The sequence below is a fragment of the Marinobacter sp. V34 genome, assembly GCF_055524115.1.
Genome location: NZ_JBUPZY010000003.1, coordinates 251801 through 269362 on the forward strand (window position 1 = coordinate 251801; position 17562 = coordinate 269362).

General features: G+C 57.8%; 15 protein-coding genes and 4 tRNA genes. 6 read left to right on the forward strand and 13 right to left on the reverse strand.

The features are described from left to right. Window positions 1-88: 88 nt before the first annotated feature. The 5 genes from AC0B60_RS06655 (at window position 89) to AC0B60_RS06675 (ending at window position 5586) form a co-directional block, all read left to right on the forward strand. On the forward strand, window positions 89-283 hold the full coding sequence (locus AC0B60_RS06655) for a hypothetical protein (RefSeq protein ID WP_465084977.1): 195 nt from the start codon (window positions 89-91) through the stop codon (window positions 281-283). After that, complete coding sequence (locus tag AC0B60_RS06660; RefSeq protein ID WP_465084978.1) at window positions 280-1584, forward strand: acyl-CoA dehydrogenase family protein; 1305 nt, start codon at window positions 280-282, stop codon at window positions 1582-1584. Before AC0B60_RS06655 ends, AC0B60_RS06660 begins: the two co-directional genes overlap by 4 nt. A 39-nt stretch (window positions 1585-1623) precedes the next feature. Beyond that, window positions 1624-2832, forward strand: a complete 1209-nt coding sequence (locus AC0B60_RS06665; protein ID WP_465084979.1) for an acyl-CoA dehydrogenase family protein — start codon at window positions 1624-1626, stop codon at window positions 2830-2832. Window positions 2833-3066: 234 nt separating this feature from the next. After that, on the forward strand, window positions 3067-4074 hold the full coding sequence (locus AC0B60_RS06670) for a hypothetical protein (protein ID WP_465084980.1): 1008 nt from the start codon (window positions 3067-3069) through the stop codon (window positions 4072-4074). 30 nt (window positions 4075-4104) lie between these two features. Next, window positions 4105-5586, forward strand: a complete 1482-nt coding sequence (locus tag AC0B60_RS06675; protein ID WP_465084981.1) for an amidase — start codon at window positions 4105-4107, stop codon at window positions 5584-5586. Here AC0B60_RS06675 and nhaD read toward each other — a convergent pair. From nhaD to AC0B60_RS06710, 7 genes are all read right to left on the reverse strand, one after another. Then, on the reverse strand, window positions 5576-6991 hold the full coding sequence (gene nhaD, locus AC0B60_RS06680) for a sodium:proton antiporter NhaD (RefSeq protein WP_465084982.1): 1416 nt from the start codon (window positions 6989-6991) through the stop codon (window positions 5576-5578). The genes AC0B60_RS06675 and nhaD overlap by 11 nt on opposite strands. Before the next feature lie 59 nt (window positions 6992-7050). Continuing rightward, the gene (gene oadA / locus AC0B60_RS06685) at window positions 7051-8847 is read right to left on the reverse strand and encodes a sodium-extruding oxaloacetate decarboxylase subunit alpha (protein WP_465084983.1); all 1797 of its coding nucleotides are present in this window, start codon (window positions 8845-8847) and stop codon (window positions 7051-7053) included. A gap of 20 nt (window positions 8848-8867) precedes the next feature. Further along, window positions 8868-10289 carry an acetyl-CoA carboxylase biotin carboxylase subunit gene (locus AC0B60_RS06690; RefSeq protein WP_465084984.1) on the reverse strand — a complete coding sequence of 474 codons (1422 nt, stop codon included), beginning with the start codon at window positions 10287-10289 and terminating at the stop codon, window positions 8868-8870. Window positions 10290-10366: 77 nt separating this feature from the next. Then, window positions 10367-10969, reverse strand: coding sequence for a CBS domain-containing protein (locus AC0B60_RS06695; protein WP_465084985.1), 603 nt, complete (start codon window positions 10967-10969; stop codon window positions 10367-10369). 82 nt (window positions 10970-11051) lie between these two features. Then, window positions 11052-11384 (reverse strand): hypothetical protein, encoded by a 333-nt coding sequence (locus tag AC0B60_RS06700; protein ID WP_465084986.1) that lies wholly within the window; start codon window positions 11382-11384, stop codon window positions 11052-11054. A 152-nt stretch (window positions 11385-11536) separates the two neighbouring features. Next, window positions 11537-11613 (reverse strand) — tRNA-Met (locus AC0B60_RS06705). A gap of 101 nt (window positions 11614-11714) precedes the next feature. Next, a complete protein-coding gene (locus tag AC0B60_RS06710) occupies window positions 11715-13052 on the reverse strand; it encodes an acetyl-CoA C-acetyltransferase (protein WP_465084987.1) in 1338 nt (445 codons plus the stop codon). Window positions 13053-13218: 166 nt separating this feature from the next. Between AC0B60_RS06710 and AC0B60_RS06715 the strand changes: the two genes are divergently transcribed. Further along, complete coding sequence (locus AC0B60_RS06715) at window positions 13219-14625, forward strand: 3-oxoacyl-ACP reductase (RefSeq protein ID WP_465084988.1); 1407 nt, start codon at window positions 13219-13221, stop codon at window positions 14623-14625. 10 nt (window positions 14626-14635) lie between these two features. On the opposite strand, the gene AC0B60_RS06720 is transcribed toward AC0B60_RS06715, so the two are convergent. The 6 genes from AC0B60_RS06720 to AC0B60_RS06745 all read right to left on the reverse strand — a co-directional run bounded on the left by AC0B60_RS06720 (window position 14636) and on the right by AC0B60_RS06745 (window position 17451). Next, window positions 14636-14711: transfer RNA gene (locus AC0B60_RS06720), tRNA-Val, on the reverse strand. Window positions 14712-14730: 19 nt separating this feature from the next. Then, window positions 14731-14807: transfer RNA gene (locus AC0B60_RS06725), tRNA-Asp, on the reverse strand. A 70-nt stretch (window positions 14808-14877) separates the two neighbouring features. Next, a tRNA-Val gene (locus AC0B60_RS06730) sits at window positions 14878-14953 on the reverse strand. A gap of 157 nt (window positions 14954-15110) precedes the next feature. Continuing rightward, window positions 15111-15371: a hypothetical protein gene (locus AC0B60_RS06735; RefSeq protein ID WP_465084989.1), complete on the reverse strand. Its 261-nt coding sequence runs from the start codon at window positions 15369-15371 to the stop codon at window positions 15111-15113. 87 nt (window positions 15372-15458) lie between these two features. Then, on the reverse strand, window positions 15459-16337 hold the full coding sequence (locus AC0B60_RS06740; RefSeq protein WP_465084990.1) for a DUF2846 domain-containing protein: 879 nt from the start codon (window positions 16335-16337) through the stop codon (window positions 15459-15461). A gap of 154 nt (window positions 16338-16491) precedes the next feature. Next, window positions 16492-17451, reverse strand: coding sequence for a hypothetical protein (locus tag AC0B60_RS06745; RefSeq protein WP_465084991.1), 960 nt, complete (start codon window positions 17449-17451; stop codon window positions 16492-16494). Between the last annotated feature and the right edge of the window lie 111 nt (window positions 17452-17562).

Below are 17562 nucleotides of genomic sequence, written 5' to 3' on the forward strand. Positions count from 1 at the left end.
CGACAGGGCGTAGAAACAGAGATCTAATGTGGGAACACATCAAGCAGCATTACTTCAGTGAAAGTGGGTGAAAAGGCGTATTGACAGTATGAGTGTACCGGGTAGCGGTCCGTTTAATCCATGGCAATTGACCATCTTGCCTGTCTGTAATGCGCTCTATGCCAATGGCGAGGATGCCCGTTGCCCCCATGATCGCGTAACACCCACTGCATCGGACCGCCAGACAACCGGAAACGGGCGGCGCCAGCCAGGAGAGAACGTATGGCCAGGAGAGAACGTATGACACGCACCCCCGTCGGCCTCGCCCTGTCGATGATGAATCGGCTTGCGGCCAACCCCATGCTGGACCGGCTGGGACTGCGTCAGTCTTTGGAAAGAACCGCCTATCATGGCACCCGCGCCGGATTTCGCACCCTTGCCTACGCTGGCCGGGAGTTCAAGCGCGTGAACAACTGGCTGCCCCGCAAGCAATTGCCGAATCGCAACCCCGGGGATTTGTTCGACCTCTCGCTGACGGACGACCAACAGATGATCACCGATATGCTCCGCCGGCTGGTAGAGGATCGGATCAGGCCAGCAGCCTCGGAGGCGGATGAAACCGGAAAGCTACCTGAAACCGTCAGAACGGCCACATCCGAGCTGGGCCTTGGCCTGTACGCAGTACCGGAAGCATTCGGTGGTGTGGCGGAACACCAATCTCCTGTCACAAGCGTGCTGATTGCCGAACAACTGGCCTGGGGCGACATGGGCATTGCTACCGCACTCCTGTCGCCATTCAGTGTCGCCCAGGCCCTCACCCGCTGGGGAACCGGGGAACAACAGAGCCGCTACCTGCCTGCGTTCTGCGATGATACGCCGCCGATAGCCACCATTGCCATCGACGAGCCAGTGCCCCTGTTTGACCCGACCAGGCTGAAGACCACTGCCTGCGAAACAGCAACCGGCTACACCCTCAACGGGCTGAAAAGCAGTGTAATCCTGGGTGCCAGCGCCGACCTGCTATTGATCGCCGCCGAGCTGCATGGCCGACCGCGCCTGTTTATCGTCGAAGCCGGCGCCACAGGCATCCAGATCAAGCCCGATCCGGGCATGGGACTGAATGTCTCCGCACCGGTCCAATTGCAGCTCAGTAACGTCGAACTGTCACCCGACGCGCTGATGGGCGGTGACGATTTCGACTACCAGGCATTTCTGGATTGCGGATCGTTACTCCGCTGCGGGCTTGCCATCGGCACATCACAGGCCGTTCTCGATTATGTCATTCCCTATTGCAACGAACGGGAGGCGTTTGGAGAACCCATCAGCCATCGCCAGTCCGTCGCGTTCATGATTAGCAACATCGCCATCGAAACCGACAGCATGCGCATGCTCACCTGGCGTGCCGCCAGCCGACTCGAGCAAGGCCTGCCAGCGCACCGCGAAACATCCCTGGCCCGGCTGCTGTGCAATGAAAAAGCCATGGAGATCGGCACCAACGGGGTCCAACTGCTGGGCGGGCACGGCTTCGTCAAGGAACATCCAGTCGAGCGCTGGTACCGCGATCTCCGCTCCGTCGCCACACTATACGGCGGCCTGCACGCCTGAGCATCGTTTCCCTTATCCGATCACCGCCAGGACACCGACATGAACCTTGAAATACCGAGAAAATTTACCCCGTTAATTGAGCAGGCACAGCAGGTCGCCCGGGAAGTCTTCCGCCCCATCTCCCGCAAATACGACCTGGGGGAACACCAGTACCCCAAAGAACTTGACCTGTTTGCCTCCATCATGGATGGCATGAACGAGGGCGCGGCCGATGGCGGCACCGGCGCCGGGAAACTCGCCCGCTCTGACAGCAACGGAGGCGCCGGTAACCGAAACGGCACCAACATGAAAACCGTACTCGGCCTGACCGAACTGTGCTGGGGCGATGTCGGCCTGGCGCTGTCCATCCCCCGCCAGGGCCTGGGCAACTCAGCCATTGCCGCCGTTGCCAACGAAGAACAACTGGCCCGCCTGGGCGACACCTGGGCCGCCATGGCCATCACCGAACCTGCTGCCGGCTCCGACTCCGCAGCCATCCGCACCACCGCCACCGAAGACGGCGACGAATACGTCATCAACGGCGAAAAAATCTACGTCACCGCCGGCGAACGCGCCGACGCCGTCGTGGTTTGGGCCACCCTCGACCGCAATAAAGGCCGCGCCGCCATTAAATCCTTCGTGGTGGAAAAAGGCACCCCCGGCATGACCGTCGAACGCCTGGAGAAAAAACTCGGCATCCGCGCCTCCGATACCGCCGCCATCCGCTTCGACAACTGCCGAATCCCCAGGGAAAACCTCCTGGGCGACCCGGACGTCAGCGTCGAAAAAGGCTTCGCCGGCGCCATGCAAACCTTCGACAACACCCGCCCCGTCGTTGCCGGAATGGCCATCGGCGTCGCCAGCGCCGCCCTCCAGAAAACCCGAGAACTCATCTCAACCACCGACATCGACCTCGGCTACCGCACCCAAACCTGGACCCAACCCGCCGTCACCCGCGAACTGCAATTGATGGAAGCCGAACTCGAAGCCGCACGGCTCCTAACCCTCCGTGCCGCCTGGATGGCCGACAACGGCCTGCCCAACTCCAAGGAAGCCTCCATCGCCAAAGCCAAAGCCGGCCGCGTGGGCAACATGGTCACCCTCCGCTGCGTCGAACTCTGCGGCAGCCTCGGCTACGGCGAAACCGAACTGCTGGAAAAATGGGCCAGGGACTCCAAAATCCTCGACATCTTCGAAGGCACCCAACAGATCCAGCTACTGATCATCGCCAGGAGACTACTCGGTAAGTCGTCGGCAGAGCTGAAATAAGCTAACCTGTGTGAAAGCGTTGAAAATCAGGCAGGTGCAACAAGTCCAGCCGAGACGGCGAACAGCACAGAGCCTGACGCAAGTTCCGGGTGGAGCCTCCCCAGACCGTGCATTGCCAAGGATGGCAATGCCGAGCCCCCATGGATGGGTTAACGGCGTGTCTGGGGAGGCTCCATTCGGAACTTGCCAGCACCCAAACATGCAGACTTCAAACAAGCAGTCCCGGACCACTGAATGCTAAAGATAAACCGAGAAAACCTGAAAACCAGCCACCAACTCATCTGGTTCATCATAGACTTCCTGATGCTCGGCCTGCTCATCATCAACCTGGCCTTCATCATCTTCGACTCCATCTACAACCTCACCGGCGTCCAGAACCTGCTGGCCGAACACGCACCGCTCATCAAAGAAATCTACCACCCCATCCACGAAAACTTCCTCTTCTACGACCTCATCTTCGTCAGCATCTTCCTGACCGAATTCGTCGTGCGCTGGGGTTACGCCATCAAGGCCAAAGTCTACGACCGCTGGTACTTCTACCCGTTCATTCACTGGTACGACATCATCGGCTGCATTCCCGTTGGCAGTTTCCGCTTCCTGCGGATACTGCGGGTTATCTCCATCGTCTACCGCCTGCACCAATACAAAGTCATCGACGTCACCCAGACCCGAGCCTTCCAGTTCTTCAATTTTTACTACGAAGCCTTCATGGAAGAACTCTCCGACCGCATCGTCATCAAAGTGCTCACCGGTGCTCAAGACGAAATTCGCAAGGGCTCACCCTTGTTCGAGCGCATCCAGAACGACATCCTCTATCCGCGGCGGGAAATGCTGTCCGACTGGGTTTCACAAAGGGTCGCGGACGCAGCCCGGGAAGGCTATATCCCGAATCGCGGCGCCCTACGGAGCTACCTGGAAACCCGCGTAGACAACGCCCTGAAACAGAACCTCGAACTGTCACGACTGAAATACCTGCCCGTCGTCGGTCCCACCATCCAGGAAACCCTGGAAGAAGCCGTTGGCGACATTGTCGCCAACGTGATTCACCAGATTCTGGAAGACCTTGCCTCCGCGTCCAACCACGCGTTTATCGAAGACATCGTCAATGTATTCCTGCCATCGCCCGATAACGAAGACGATAACGACGAACACAACGAAGCGCTGATTAACCTGATTGTCGAAGTGCTCGATGCAGTCAAAAGCCAGGTCAGGGTCAAACACTGGCGTAGCGAACTGACCTGAGCTGAACCTGCCAACAACATCGAGGTTTTCATGGAACCACTGCACTACCGTTCTGCCGCCGAATTGATTAGCGACCTTAAAAACGGGGAGCTAACCAGTGTGGACGTCACTCAGGCCTTCCTGAACAGAATTCGCCAGTGCAATGACACCATCAATGCAGTGGTGACGCTGGATGAAGAGAAAGCCCTGGAGAAAGCCCGGGAAGCCGATGAGGTACGGGCGCGAGGTGAGACATTGGGCGCTTTGCATGGGCTACCACTCACCCTGAAGGACACCTGGGAGGTTGCCGGTATGGCCTGTACCGCCGGTGCTCCTGCGTTGAAAGACCATGTTCCGACAAAACACGCTGATGTGGTCCAGCGCCTGGAAGACGCCGGTGCCATCATCCTGGGCAAAACCAACGTGCCGATTTATGCCACCGACCTCCAGAGTTACAACAAACTCTTCGGTGTCACCAACAACCCGCACAACCTGGCCCATACCCCCGGTGGCTCGTCCGGCGGCGCGGCTGCGGCGCTGACAGCGGGCATGACACCCCTCGAGGTTGGCAGCGACCTGGCTGGCTCTATCCGCACACCGGCACATTTCTGCGGCGTATTCGGTCACAAGCCTTCCCGAGCCCTGGTCTCCTTCCGCGGGCATATTCCGGGGCCTCCGGGTACTGAGTCGCGGCCGGATCTGGCCGAAGGCGGGCCGCTAGCGCGCTCGGCGAAGGATCTGGAACTGCTGCTGAGCGTGATTGCCGGTCCCGCTGAACGGGAACGCAACAGCTGGCAACTGGCCATGACACCGGCCACCATCCATTCTCTGGAACAGGCACGCGTGGGCCTTTGGCTAAAAGACCCACTGTGCCCCATCGACGACGAACTACTGAACGGCTACCAACAGCTCGGGCGAGAACTGGAAAGCAAGGGAGCGCTGGTTGCCGAAGCCCGGCACCAACTGCTCAACCTCGAACACATCCTGCCCGCCTATTTCAATTTACTCGGCAGTCTGCTCGGCACCTCCATGAAACCGGCCCAACGCCGGCAAATGATGTGGATTTCCAGGCTTGAACGTTGGCTTCACCTGTTTGGCCCGGTCACGGCTTTCATCGGAGAATACGGCCGCGGTGTAAACCAGCCGGTCTACCAGTGGATGGCCTGGAGCGAAATGCGGGAGAAGATGCGGGCGGAAATTACCACCCTGTTTGACGAATTCGACGTGTTGTTAACTCCGATCACCCCGACCACCGCTATCCGGCACGATCACAGCAACCCGGTGTTCAAGCGTAAAATCACCGTTGCCGGCCAGCCCAGGGCCTATATGGACCAGTTCTGCTGGATCGCCCTGGCCACCCTGCTGGGGCTGCCGGCAACCTCCGTGCCTATTGGAAAAACGGCGGACGGGTTACCGTTCAATGTACAGGTCATCGGTGCGCCGGGGATGGACCTGACGACCATTCGGTTTGCCGATTTGCTGGAATCTGCGGGACTTGCCGGCTTCCAGCGCCCACCTGAGCTCAGCCGTTGACCAGAAAATGCACCCAGATACTGGCGCCGTAACCCAACGCAATGGCCGGTGTCCATTTCAGGTGACTGAGAAAGGTATACTGCCCCCTGGCCTGCCCCATCAGTGCGACGCCCGCAGCAGAACCTATGGAGAGCAGGCTGCCGCCAACGCCTGCCGTCAGCGTAACCAGCAACCATTGATAGTCCGGCATCGCCGGATTCATGGTCAGTACCGCAAACATCACCGGAATGTTGTCCACCAATGCGGAAATCACCCCAATCATGACATTGGCTAAAGTCGGTCCCAGGTCGCCGTATAGCGTGGCCGAAATCATGCCCAGATAGCCAATAAACCCAAGGCCGCCGACGGCCATAATAACGCCATAGAAAAAGAACAGAGTGTCCCACTCCGACCGGGCGATATGGGAGAACACGTCAAAAGCGCGACGCCCCTGCCTGCGGTCCCCGGAACTGTCTCCCGGTGGGGATTCGAAACCCTCATTCCAATGGTATTCCTCATGGCGTTTGAGGTAATAACCAAAAATTTTCAGGTAGCCGAGCCCGGTCATCATGCCAAACACCGGCGGAATGTGCAGGAATTGGTGGAAGCTGATGGCGGTGGCAATGGTCAGCAGGAACAAACCGCAGATCACCAAACCTCCCGGCCGAATGACGTTGTCGAATGACTCCGGTGATGACGGCTGGCCCTTTGGCAGAGCCAGATGCATCAGCGCCGCTGGCACCAGGAAGTTGACGATGGAAGGCAGCAACAGCTGGAAGAAGTCCTGGAACGGGAGTATGCCTTTCTGCCAGACCATCAGTGTAGTGATGTCTCCAAACGGGCTGAACGCACCGCCCGCGTTGGCACCCACTACAATATTGATACAGGACAAGGACACAAACTTGGCGCTGTCGCGGCCCACGGCCATCACCACCGCACACATGATCAGTGCCGTGGTCAGGTTGTCGGCGACCGGTGACAGAAAGAATGCCAGGGTACCGGTGATCCAGAACAGACGTCGGTAACCAAAGCCCTTGCCAAGCAGCCATATCCGCAACTGGTCGAAAACACCCCGCTCCAGCATGGCGTTGATATAGGTCATCGCCACGAGGAGGAAGAAAAATAACTCCGCGTACTCCAGGAAGTTGTGCCGTATGGCCTCTTCGACTTCACCATTGGCGCCCGCAGCGCGGTAGGCCAGGGCCACGAGTATCCAGATCAACCCTGCCGCAATCAGCATGGGCTTGGATTTGGCCAGGTGAATCCGTTCTTCCAGAATGACCAAAAGGTACGCGATTACAAAAATCGCGATCGCAATGTAGCCCACAGGGTGGGAAATAAGATCCACGGCCCGATCGGCATCTGCCCACACCAGTCCGGGCGCCAACGACAACATGGCCGCTAACGACAACAAGATCGACTTCATTCGAGGAGGTACTCCCAACGGCAATGGAATGCCCGGGACAATCGTCCCGGGGGGCTTGGTTATTCGATTTCGATCAGACTCTCACCGGGCGCAACCCGATCGCCCTTGGAAATGCTTACCGCTTTCACGGTACCGGACTTGGTGGCCTTGACCTCGGTTTCCATTTTCATGGCCTCGATGATCAGCACCGGGTCGCCGGCGGAGACCTTGTCACCCTCGCTCACCAGCACATCAACAATGTTGCCTGGCATCGTGGTGGTCACGTGGCCTTCCCCGGAGGCTCTGGCACGGCCACCCTTGCGGGTATTTTCAGACGCTTCGCCCTGGGATTCGAGGTGAATTTCCTCGGGTACGCCATCCACCGTCATGTAGAACCGGCGCTCAGTCTCGCTCACCGGGTTGGCGCCTGTCACGTGGATATCGTAACTTTCACCGTGGACCGTAATGCGGAACTCGGTGGACACGCTGCCCCCGCTTTTACCCGTAGCGATAGGCTCAAGAGCTTCCGGCTGCAAGGTGCCGTCGCGGCGCTGTTGCAGGTAGACGCGCGCCTGGTCCGGGAACATAGCGTAGGTGAGTACGTCCTCCTCGCTTTCCGCGAGATCACCCACCTCTTTGCGCAGCTCCGACAGCTCCCTGGGAATCAGGTTGGCCGGGCGTTCTTCGATCAACTCTTCCTCGCCAACGGCTCGCCGTTGCAGCTGTGTGTCCACCTCTGCCGGAGCCTTGCCATACCAGCCCTGCATGTATTTCTTCACTTCATTGGTAATAGTGTCGTAACGCTTGCCGCCCAGCACATTGATGACTGCCTGGGTGCCGACGATCTGAGAGGTGGGCGTCACCAGCGGAGGGTATCCCAAATCCTTACGCACCCGCGGAATTTCCTCGAATACGTCCTGAATCCGGTCGAGGGTGCCCTGTTCCTTGAGCTGATTGGCCAGGTTGGACATCATTCCGCCGGGAACCTGGGAGAGCAGTACCGAGGTATCTACCCCTTTGTAGTCGCTCTCGAACTGATGGTATTTCTTGCGGACTTCACGGAAATGCCGGGTGGCCTTGTCCAGCAATTCAAGGTTGAGGCCGGTTTCACAGCCGGCATCGTGCAACGCAGCCACCAACGATTCGGTCGGCGGATGGCTGGTACCGCCCGCGAACGCCGACAGCGCGGTATCGATATGATCCACGCCAGCCTCCAGTGCCGCCCACTGGCACATGGGCGCCATGCCCGAAGTGGCATGGGAGTGCAGGAATACCGGCAGTTTGAGGTTCTTCTTCAGGCCGCTGACCAGCTCGGCGGTCACCGCTGGCGTCAGCAGGCCCGCCATATCCTTGATGGCGATGCTGTCAGCACCCATATCCGCCATGGTCTCGGCCTGAGTCAGGAAGGTTTTCACATCGTGCACCGGGCTGACCGTGTAGCACAGTGTACCCTGGGCATGCTTGCCGGCCTTCTTCACGGCTTTAATGCTGGTTTCCAGATTGCGCACGTCGTTCAACGCATCAAAAATCCGGAACACGTCGATGCCGTTTTCCGCAGCCTTTTCAACAAACGCCTCCACCACATCGTCGCCATAATGGCGGTACCCGAGCAGATTCTGGCCGCGCAACAGCATTTGCAAGCGGGTGTTGGGCAGAGCCTTACGCAGGGTGCGCAGGCGCTCCCATGGGTCTTCCTTCAGGAACCGCACACAGGCGTCGAATGTAGCCCCGCCCCAGCACTCCAGTGACCAGTAGCCGGCCTCATCCAGCCATTCACAGGCCGGCAGCATGTCTTCGGTGCGCATACGCGTTGCGATCAGGGACTGATGGGCGTCCCGCAGGATCACGTCGGTGATGTGAATTTTTCTCTTACTCATGGTGCTCTCCAATGTTCGTTTTACAGGCCTGCCTGGGCTGCGATGGCGGCAGCAACGGCCGTGGCAATGGATTCCGGTCGGGACTTGTCGCTGTACTCCAACAACTGGGGATTGCGTTCCACAAATCCGGTGTTAAACGTGCCGGCCTGAAAATCCGGGTGGTTCAGGATCTGCTGGTAGTAAGGAATGGTGGTGTGTACGCCGTAGATGGCCATGTCGCTAAGCGCCCTGCGAGACCGGGCCACCAGTTCCGGCCATTCCCGCGCCCACACAATCAGTTTGGCGCACATGGAGTCGTAGTAAGGCGGAATCTCGTAGCCGGTGTACATGGCGGCATCCGTACGCACACCTGGGCCGCCGGCGGAGTAATAGCGACTGATACGACCGAAGCTGGGCAGAAAGCCATTCTTCGGGTCTTCCGCATTGATCCGGAACTGGGCAGCAAAGCCACGATAACTGATGTCGGCCTGGGAAAACTCCAGGGGCTCACCTGAGGCAATGCGTATCTGCGCTTTGATGATATCAATGCCGGTGATTTCCTCGGTGATGGTGTGCTCCACCTGAACCCGCGTGTTCATCTCCATGAAGTAGAAGCTGTCGTCGTGATCCAGCAGGAACTCCACCGTACCAGCATTCACGTAACCGCATTGGCGGGTGACCTGGATGGCCAGATTACCAATGGTTTCCCGCTGCTCCTCACTTAACTGTGGCGATGGTGCCACTTCGATCAGTTTCTGGTTGCGGCGCTGAATGGAGCAGTCACGCTCATACAGATGCACCACATTGTCGTGATGGTCGGCCAGGACCTGCACTTCGATATGGCGAGGCTCAATGATGCATTTCTCAAGGAAAACCTCGGCACTGCCAAAGGCCTTGGTAGCCTCGGAAATCACCCGCTCGTAGTTCTGCCGCAACTCTTTCTCATTATCGCAACGACGAATGCCCCGACCACCACCACCAGACGTGGCTTTGAGCATAACCGGGTAGCCAACGTCCTCCGCCTGGCGTACGGCATCTTCCACGTCATCCAGGTTGCCTTCGGAGCCCGGTGTAACGGGGACCCCCGCGGCAATGGCGGTCTTGCGAGCCTGGGTCTTGTCGCCCATGGCGCTGATCGCCTCGGATGACGGGCCGATAAACCTTACCCCCCGCTTCTGGCAAATGGCTGCCAACTCGGCGTTCTCGGAGAGAAAGCCGTAACCCGGGTGCAGGGCATCACAGCCGGTTTCGACCGCCAGGTTCACGAGATGATGGGGATTCAGATAACCGCTGAGCGGGTCCTTACTGATCTGATAGGACTCATCCGCTTTCTTGACGTGCAAGGAGTACTGGTCCGCTTCTGAATAGACAGCGACGGAACGAATGCCCAATTCCTTGCAGGCCCGCGCAATGCGAACGGCAATTTCGCCGCGATTGGCGATGAGCACTTTTTTAATGGCCATGGAAGCTTCCTTTAAGTTCTGGTCATTAACGGAAGTAGGCTGCAGCCCGCAACGGCAGGCTGCAGCGTTGCGACGTTTTACCCCGGGGTTTTTCGCACCGCGTGAACGATATCGGAGAAAGATCCCGGGCCGGGATCGGGGTTCACTCGAATACCAAGGCGCCGACTGAGATCGTCAACGGACAGCAGCCCGTGGATGACCCGCTCTTCTGCCCCGACAGCGACAGTGTCCATTACCAAAAGATAGTCCGAATGAAGTCCCTTGAAAATGGCGATTAATTCATTAACTTTCAGCCCCTGAAGTCTACCGATCTCTATCGTTGGCAAGCTCCAGACCGGCCGCATGACGTCCCGCGCAACAATGTCGGCGATGGTGCTTCCCCGCTGGCTGGCAAGGCTCATGGGCCACGAGCCGATCAGGTCCTTCAGGGTCAGTATCCCGACCATCTCATCATTTCGATTGATAACCACACAAAAGGTTTCTCCGGAAACATCCAGAGTCTTTTTGACCTCCTGGATCTCCCGCGATGACCGGACTATCACCGGAGCTTGCCTGGTGAAGTCCTTCAACAGCTCCGACGCGGCGGCGTCATTGGTAAGGGTGTCCTCGTCATCCTTTGAAACAAGCCGGTATCTGGCTCTGGCAGACAGGGACGCTTGAACGTTTGGTTGATTGCTCATGGCAACTCTCCTGGCTAAAGACCATTTCTTCAGGCGCGGGGCACCCACGCAGGGGCAGCAGCGCCTGAATCAGTTCGAATGTCTATAGCTGGGAGGGAGGGGCCTGTGACTGGCCTGGGTAACTGAGAATTCTTCTGGGGGGGCCGTCAAAGGCCAACTGGTGAAGGGCGCGAGACGTCAACGCCGACGGTGGATAAACAAATGTGGGCGACAGCGACGACACATCGCCGGGTGACGAGCCCCCTTCTGAGGATTCGGAACTGCCTTGCCAATCGCTCAGCGCAACCGTGGTGGCAACGGGATCATCCTGAGCGGGAAGCGCAACGGTAACCGATGTCCAGACAACAAATATCAGTGACAGCAACGCAACGAGCTTGCCAGACAGACTGAATGTGTGTTCGGAGCGACGGGGCATCATTTCACCGTGTTGGTAGTTGCCTAACTAATGCAAAGGCGACGGCTAATGATAACCCCAGGGGATGGTGGCAATGCAAGTTTTAGTGCCTAATACGGAAAAGCTTTTCCTGAAACGAATAAGGGCCGGTCAAAGACCGGCCCTTATTGATATGGTAGCGGGGGCAGGATTCGAACCTACGACCTTCGGGTTATGAGCCCGACGAGCTACCAGACTGCTCCACCCCGCATCAAACTGGTGGTTAATCGGGTAAGGCCCCGATCAACGAGGTGCGCATAGTACGGGGCACTGGAGCATCTGTCAAAGGGAAAAATGAATTTTTCCGCCAACTTACCGCTCGAGTATGGCCGTCACCCCCTGTCCGCCTGCGGCGCAGATGGAGATGAGACCACGGCCGCTGCCCTTCTCTTCAAGCAGTTTCGCCAGGGTGGCCACGATACGCCCACCGGTCGCCGCGAAGGGGTGGCCGGTTGCAAGGCTGCTGCCCTTAACGTTCAGTTTGTTTCGATCAATGCTTCCCAGCGGCTTTTCCAGACCCAACCGATCCTTGCAGAATGCCGGATCTTCCCAGGCCTTCAGGGTGGAGAGCACCTGGGCGGCGAACGCTTCATGGATTTCGTAGAAGTCGAAATCCTGCAGCGTCAGCCCGGCTTTTTCCAGCATGCGTGGCACAGCGTAGGCCGGTGCCATCAGCAGCCCCTCCTTCTTGTCGACGAAGTCCACCGCAGCCACCTCGGAGAACGTCAGGTACGCCTTGATCTCCATGTTGTTGGCCTTTGCCCACTCTTCACTGGCCAGCAGCACACATGAGGCACCATCCGTCAGAGCGGTGCTGTTGGCGGCGGTCATGGTGCCGTTCTCACGATCAAATACGGGCTTGAGCGTCGCCAGCTTTTCAAGGGTCGTGTCCGGGCGCAGAATGTTGTCTTTCTCCAGGCCTGCCAGCGGGGTCACCAGGTCCTTGAAAAAGCCTTCATCATACGCGGATGCCAGTTTCTGATGGCTCTCATAAGCCAGCTTGTCCTGCTCGTCGCGAGGGATGGACCACTCGTGGGCGGTGATCTGGCAGTGCCCCCCCATGGACAACCCCGTTCTGGGTTCACCGTTTTGCGGAATTTCCGGTTTCAGATGGCTCGGACGAAAACGACTGAGCACTTTCAGGCGCTCTCCGGCTGTCTTGGCCCGATTCAGATCCAGAAGGATTTCACGCAGGCCCTCGCCCACACCAATCGGCGCATCCGAAGTGGTATCGGTGCCGCCAGCGATACCGCACTCGATCTGCCCCAACGCAATCTTGTTGGCCACCAGAATGGCCGCTTCGAGGCCCGTGCCGCAGGCCTGCTGGATATCATAGGCAGGCGTTTCCGGTGCCAGACCGCTACTCAGCGCAGATTCCCGGGTCAGGTTAAAATCCCTGGAGTGTTTGATAACCGCGCCAGCAACAACCTCTCCAAGACGCTGCCCCTGCAGTCCGAAGCGGTCAACCAGCCCCCGAAGGGCGCTGGTCAGCAATTCCTGGTTGCTGACCTTGCTATACGCAGTGTTGGAGCGGGCAAAAGGAACCCGGTTGCCGCCAATAATGGCAACCCGACGGATATCGCTTTTAGCGGCCGTGGTCTTTTTTGCCGTCGACGTTTTCTTTTGAGTGCTTTTCGGTGCCTGTGCCATGATGATGTCCTGTTTAAACGAGTGTATCCGTTGCGTTGCAGTCTAGCGCCAACCGGGCCCGGCTCATTGGCATCCCTGACAACCGTAACAGGGCATTGAGTCAATTCAAAAACGGTCTGATTCTTTAATCTGTACGCCGATATTCGTTTCGCAAAAGGAAAATGCCATGTCTGATCGTTATCTCAAGTTCGTTAATACTTCGCTTGGCAAGACCGCTGCCCAGTCCCTGGGGCTGCCCGCCCCGGTCCCTCTGAAACGCTGGAAGCGCGCTGACCAGCCGTTCATTGAGGGCGACGTGCTGATCGGCGCCGCCAACAGTAGCAAAGCTATCTCGACGATTGGAGAAGTGCTGGGCGCCAGCGCCGCAAAACTCTTTCATGCCAGCGCCATGGATACTCTGAACGATTCTGCCAAAAGCGGCAACAAAGCCGAAGCCTTGCCCCTGAACGCAGACATTGATCGTAAATTCTCCGCCCTGGTGTTTGATGCCACGGGCATGAAAGACACCACCGATCTGAAAGCGGTTTACGATTTCTTTCACCCCACCATCCGCAAGCTGGCCGCCAACGGCCGAATACTGGTCATCGGACAGGACCCAGCCACCTGTCGCCAACCCGCCAAAGCCGCCGCCCACCAGGCACTGGAAGGCTTTGTACGCAGTGTTGGCAAGGAAGTCGGCAAGAAAGGTTCCACTGCGAACCTGCTCTGGATGGCACCCAACGCCGAACAGCAGCTGGAATCCAGCGTACGGTTCTTCCTGTCACCACGTTCGGCCTATGTCTCTGGCCAGGTAACCCGAATCAGCAAGGGAGCGACCGCTCACGCCACCAACCCAGTCGCACCGCTGGCCGGAAAAGTCGCATTGGTAACCGGTGCCTCCCGGGGTATTGGTGCGTCTATCGCTGAAACCCTCTCGCGGGACGGCGCCACTGTCATTGGTTTGGATATCCCACCAGCCATGGAAGACCTGCAGAAGGTTATGACCCCTATCAAGGGCAAGGCGATGGCGTGCGACATTACAGACGAAAAGGCGCCAAAGCAGATTGCAGACTTTGTGAAGGAACACTTCGAAGGCATTGACCTGGTCATCCACAACGCCGGCATCACTCGCGACAAAACCCTGGGGAATATGCCCGAGCATTTCTGGGACATGACCATTGCAGTGAACCTGACCGCCGAGGAACTGATCGACGAAGAGCTGATGCACCGGGAACTGCTGCGTGAGAACGGACGAATCGTCTGCATTTCCTCCATCAGCGGCATTGCCGGCAACTTTGGCCAGACCAACTACTCCACCGCCAAGTGCGGCGTGATCGGTTATGTGGAGGCGATGGCAAAACAGCTGAAGAACGGCGTGACCATCAACGCCATAGCGCCCGGCTTCATCGAAACCCAGATGACGGCCGCCATGCCGATCACCATTCGCGAGGCCGGCCGGCGCATGAACAGCTTGTCTCAGGGCGGCTTACCCGTTGACGTGGCCGAAGCTATCGCGTGGTACTGCAATCCTGCATCGAACGGGGTAAACGGAAACGTTGTTCGGGTATGTGGACAGTCGCTGATTGGTAAGTAACAGGGGAAAATGGTGGGTGGTACTGGGATCGAACCAGTGACCCTCGCCTTGTAAGGGCGATGCTCTCCCAGCTGAGCTAACCACCCGGGATCTGGAATCAAAAAATGGCGGAGCGGACGGGACTCGAACCCGCGACCCCCGGCGTGACAGGCCGGTATTCTAACCAGCTGAACTACCGCTCCGCATCAATCCCGACCTGGACGGCCTTAGGGACCTGAAACCGGGCGGGGTAGCCCGGTGATGCTGTAAAAATGGTGGGCGGTACTGGGATCGAACCAGTGACCCTCGCCTTGTAAGGGCGATGCTCTCCCAGCTGAGCTAACCGCCCACTTTCACAGCACACTTGCTGATTCAGCGCTGCTGTCTCAATCAAGTGAGACGCGCATTTTAAGCATTTGTCTGGCGGTGTCAAATTTTTTCCAGAATTTTTCTAAAAAAACCCGCAACTCACTAAAAAACGTACAATTTTCAATCAGAGCTCTTCGTCACTCCCGTTTTTTTTCCGCCTTCACAGCCTTCAGCCGAGCGGCTTTCTGTCCCGCCTGCCTCGCTTTGTGCTCGAGTGACAGCTCGCTCACGCGCGACTTTCGATCCGCCGGCAACGCCCGTTCCGCCAGCGAGCAATTGATGTGATCGAGGCGTTTTCTAAGGTCAGATATCCGATGGCCTGCGTTTTCCAGTACCTCGGGAAGTAATTCCCCGGAAAATCGGCGAAACGTTTGTTGCAATGAATCTCTCAGCGACATGATCCGGTAACCTTCTGAATACGGACACTCCACAGTCTAGTAACCGAAACCGGAAACAACAATTCAGTGTGCGCCAAATCGACAACGCTAGAATATCCACCAACCGCCACCGGATTCCGCCTCTTCCCGGCGCTCCCGTTCCTGCTCCAACGCCGCGTAATCGCGCTCCAGCTCTCGCAATCGACGATCGCTTTCAAGAGGTACCGTAGGGCCATCGCCAAAGGGCCAGTACCAAGGCGTTTCGGCATACTTTCCCTGCTCTCTCAAGTGCTCAATTTCAGCCGCCCTCTCCTCTTCCAGGAGTACCAGATTGCGCTCATAGTCTGCGTCCTCGTTCACCTCAACAATGGAGGTCGCAGCGTGGTTGGGAGCGAGCAAATCGCTATTCAGAAAACGGGTGGAAACAATTTCTTCCGCCTGCATGGCGTAATCGCGAGCAACCAGTTGCAAGTCGCCAGACCTCAGGGGGTGATCCTCAGCGAGCTCCGGATGGTTACTTTCAGGCTCTTGCAATTCGTTGTAACGAAGGTAATACACCCTTCCGGGTTCGACCTCCAGCGTGGCGTCTGCAATCAGGCTCAGACTGAACGAATTGAGCCCCTCCAGCCCCAGCAGTGGCCGGCGGATGGCGATATGGCGCTCCCCGGGGGCGACTTCAAGCCAGGTAAAACTGTCGTTTCGAATATTGAAATAGTGATGGTCGTCGATGTATACGCTTGGCGCCTCGATTTCGTCCGCAGCCCACTGGGAATGGGTGCGGTAGAAATAGAGAACCGCATTGCTGCGATCCCATTCATCATTGCCGATATGGACAAAGTCATGCCCGGATACCGGGTGCAAAAACGAACCAACGCTTTTACCAATGGACTGGTATACCGTGCAGCCGGAGCCAGAAACCAACAGCAAAGCCACGAATACGGCCGCCAGTGGCCGGGGAAAACCGGGAAAAAGAAATCGGGTTGTCATTGTTGTGCACTCTTCATCCTTTCGCGAGTTGTCCCGATCATAACAACTGCAATCTCGCGGAACTGAGAGCTACCGCAAGGGATGAATACAAACTGTTACAAAGCACAGCAAGCCCTGCTTGCGTTGCTGTGCCGAGGTGCCCGATCGCACCCCCTTATTGGCCAGACATCCGCGAACGCAGATCATTGACCTCTTCCGACAAGCGAACCAGCCTTGAGGTCAATTGCGCCCGCGAAGAGTCAATTGAGGACACGGTTTCCCTCAGCCCCGCCAGGTCTTTGCGAACAGCATCCACTTGACTGCTGCTGGACCGGTTATTGGCGGCTTTTTCCAACGCTGAAATACGGCTTTCCAGACCATCAATGGTGAGGTTCTGCTCGCGCTCGAAACGCAGCAACTGGCGCTCAACCAACTGGTCGACTCCGGCCAGGGATTCATCCAGCTTCGTCAATCGTGAGGCATTCTCCTGGCCGGTTTCGCGAACAGCGGTAAGCTGCCGCTCGAGGTCCGATTGAACGGTGTCCAGCCTGGAGGACACGGTTGCCTCCAACTTTTTGACCGAGGCAGATAAGGCTTCCCGCTTGCTGTTACCGCTGCCCAAATCTTCTCGCAAAGATTCGAGTTCGGTTTCGTGTTCATCCAGCCGCTTGCGGTTGCGGTCGTTGGCAACACCCCACAGTTTGGCGATTTCGCTGTCAGCCGTATTGAGTCGTTCCTCTTGAGACGCCAGAGTCTCTTCAATGGATTGCCCTTTCTCCTGCAAGTTCTCGCCAGTCTCGGAAAGCTCCCCCTCAAATCGTGCCAGCGCCAGTTTGCTTTGGCGCGCCCAATAATCAGCCTCCTCCAACTGTCCTTCCAGCGCTTGTATACGCTGCTCTTGTTGATACCAGCCTGCGCCCGCCGCTCCGGCGACAACCAACAACGCAACCACCAGAACTGCACTGCGGCCCGAGCCACCGCCACCAGATGCTTTCCGGCTTTTCCCGGCAGGCTTGTCTGGGCCGCCATTGCCGGCCGACTCTCGCATGGGTGCTTCGCGTTTTTTGCGCTCTTCCACTTTATTGCCGGGCACGCCGGTACGTACTTCATCATCATCTGGACGGATTGGTTCCATAACAGCTCCGGTATATGGACGGTAACGTTAATAAAGCACGATAATACCCGTACCTTGCGACTCAGCAAAATGAAGGCCAGGAGAGCATAACAGTATGCGCACCTTCACCAT

Bases quoted from the DNA above. Each gene is read 5' to 3' on its own strand.
- AC0B60_RS06655 (WP_465084977.1), top strand. From the start codon at position 89: ATGAGTGTACCGGGTAGCGGTCCGTTTAATCCATGGCAATTGACCATC.
- AC0B60_RS06660 (WP_465084978.1), top strand. From the start codon at position 280: ATGACACGCACCCCCGTCGGCCTCGCCCTGTCGATGATGAATCGGCTT.
- AC0B60_RS06665 (WP_465084979.1), top strand. From the start codon at position 1,624: ATGAACCTTGAAATACCGAGAAAATTTACCCCGTTAATTGAGCAGGCA.
- AC0B60_RS06670 (WP_465084980.1), top strand. From the start codon at position 3,067: ATGCTAAAGATAAACCGAGAAAACCTGAAAACCAGCCACCAACTCATC.
- AC0B60_RS06675 (WP_465084981.1), top strand. From the start codon at position 4,105: ATGGAACCACTGCACTACCGTTCTGCCGCCGAATTGATTAGCGACCTT.
- nhaD (WP_465084982.1), bottom strand. From the start codon at position 6,991: ATGAAGTCGATCTTGTTGTCGTTAGCGGCCATGTTGTCGTTGGCGCCC.
- oadA (WP_465084983.1), bottom strand. From the start codon at position 8,847: ATGAGTAAGAGAAAAATTCACATCACCGACGTGATCCTGCGGGACGCC.
- AC0B60_RS06690 (WP_465084984.1), bottom strand. From the start codon at position 10,289: ATGGCCATTAAAAAAGTGCTCATCGCCAATCGCGGCGAAATTGCCGTT.
- AC0B60_RS06695 (WP_465084985.1), bottom strand. From the start codon at position 10,969: ATGAGCAATCAACCAAACGTTCAAGCGTCCCTGTCTGCCAGAGCCAGA.
- AC0B60_RS06700 (WP_465084986.1), bottom strand. From the start codon at position 11,384: ATGCCCCGTCGCTCCGAACACACATTCAGTCTGTCTGGCAAGCTCGTT.
- AC0B60_RS06710 (WP_465084987.1), bottom strand. From the start codon at position 13,052: ATGGCACAGGCACCGAAAAGCACTCAAAAGAAAACGTCGACGGCAAAA.
- AC0B60_RS06715 (WP_465084988.1), top strand. From the start codon at position 13,219: ATGTCTGATCGTTATCTCAAGTTCGTTAATACTTCGCTTGGCAAGACC.
- AC0B60_RS06735 (WP_465084989.1), bottom strand. From the start codon at position 15,371: ATGTCGCTGAGAGATTCATTGCAACAAACGTTTCGCCGATTTTCCGGG.
- AC0B60_RS06740 (WP_465084990.1), bottom strand. From the start codon at position 16,337: ATGACAACCCGATTTCTTTTTCCCGGTTTTCCCCGGCCACTGGCGGCC.
- AC0B60_RS06745 (WP_465084991.1), bottom strand. From the start codon at position 17,451: ATGGAACCAATCCGTCCAGATGATGATGAAGTACGTACCGGCGTGCCC.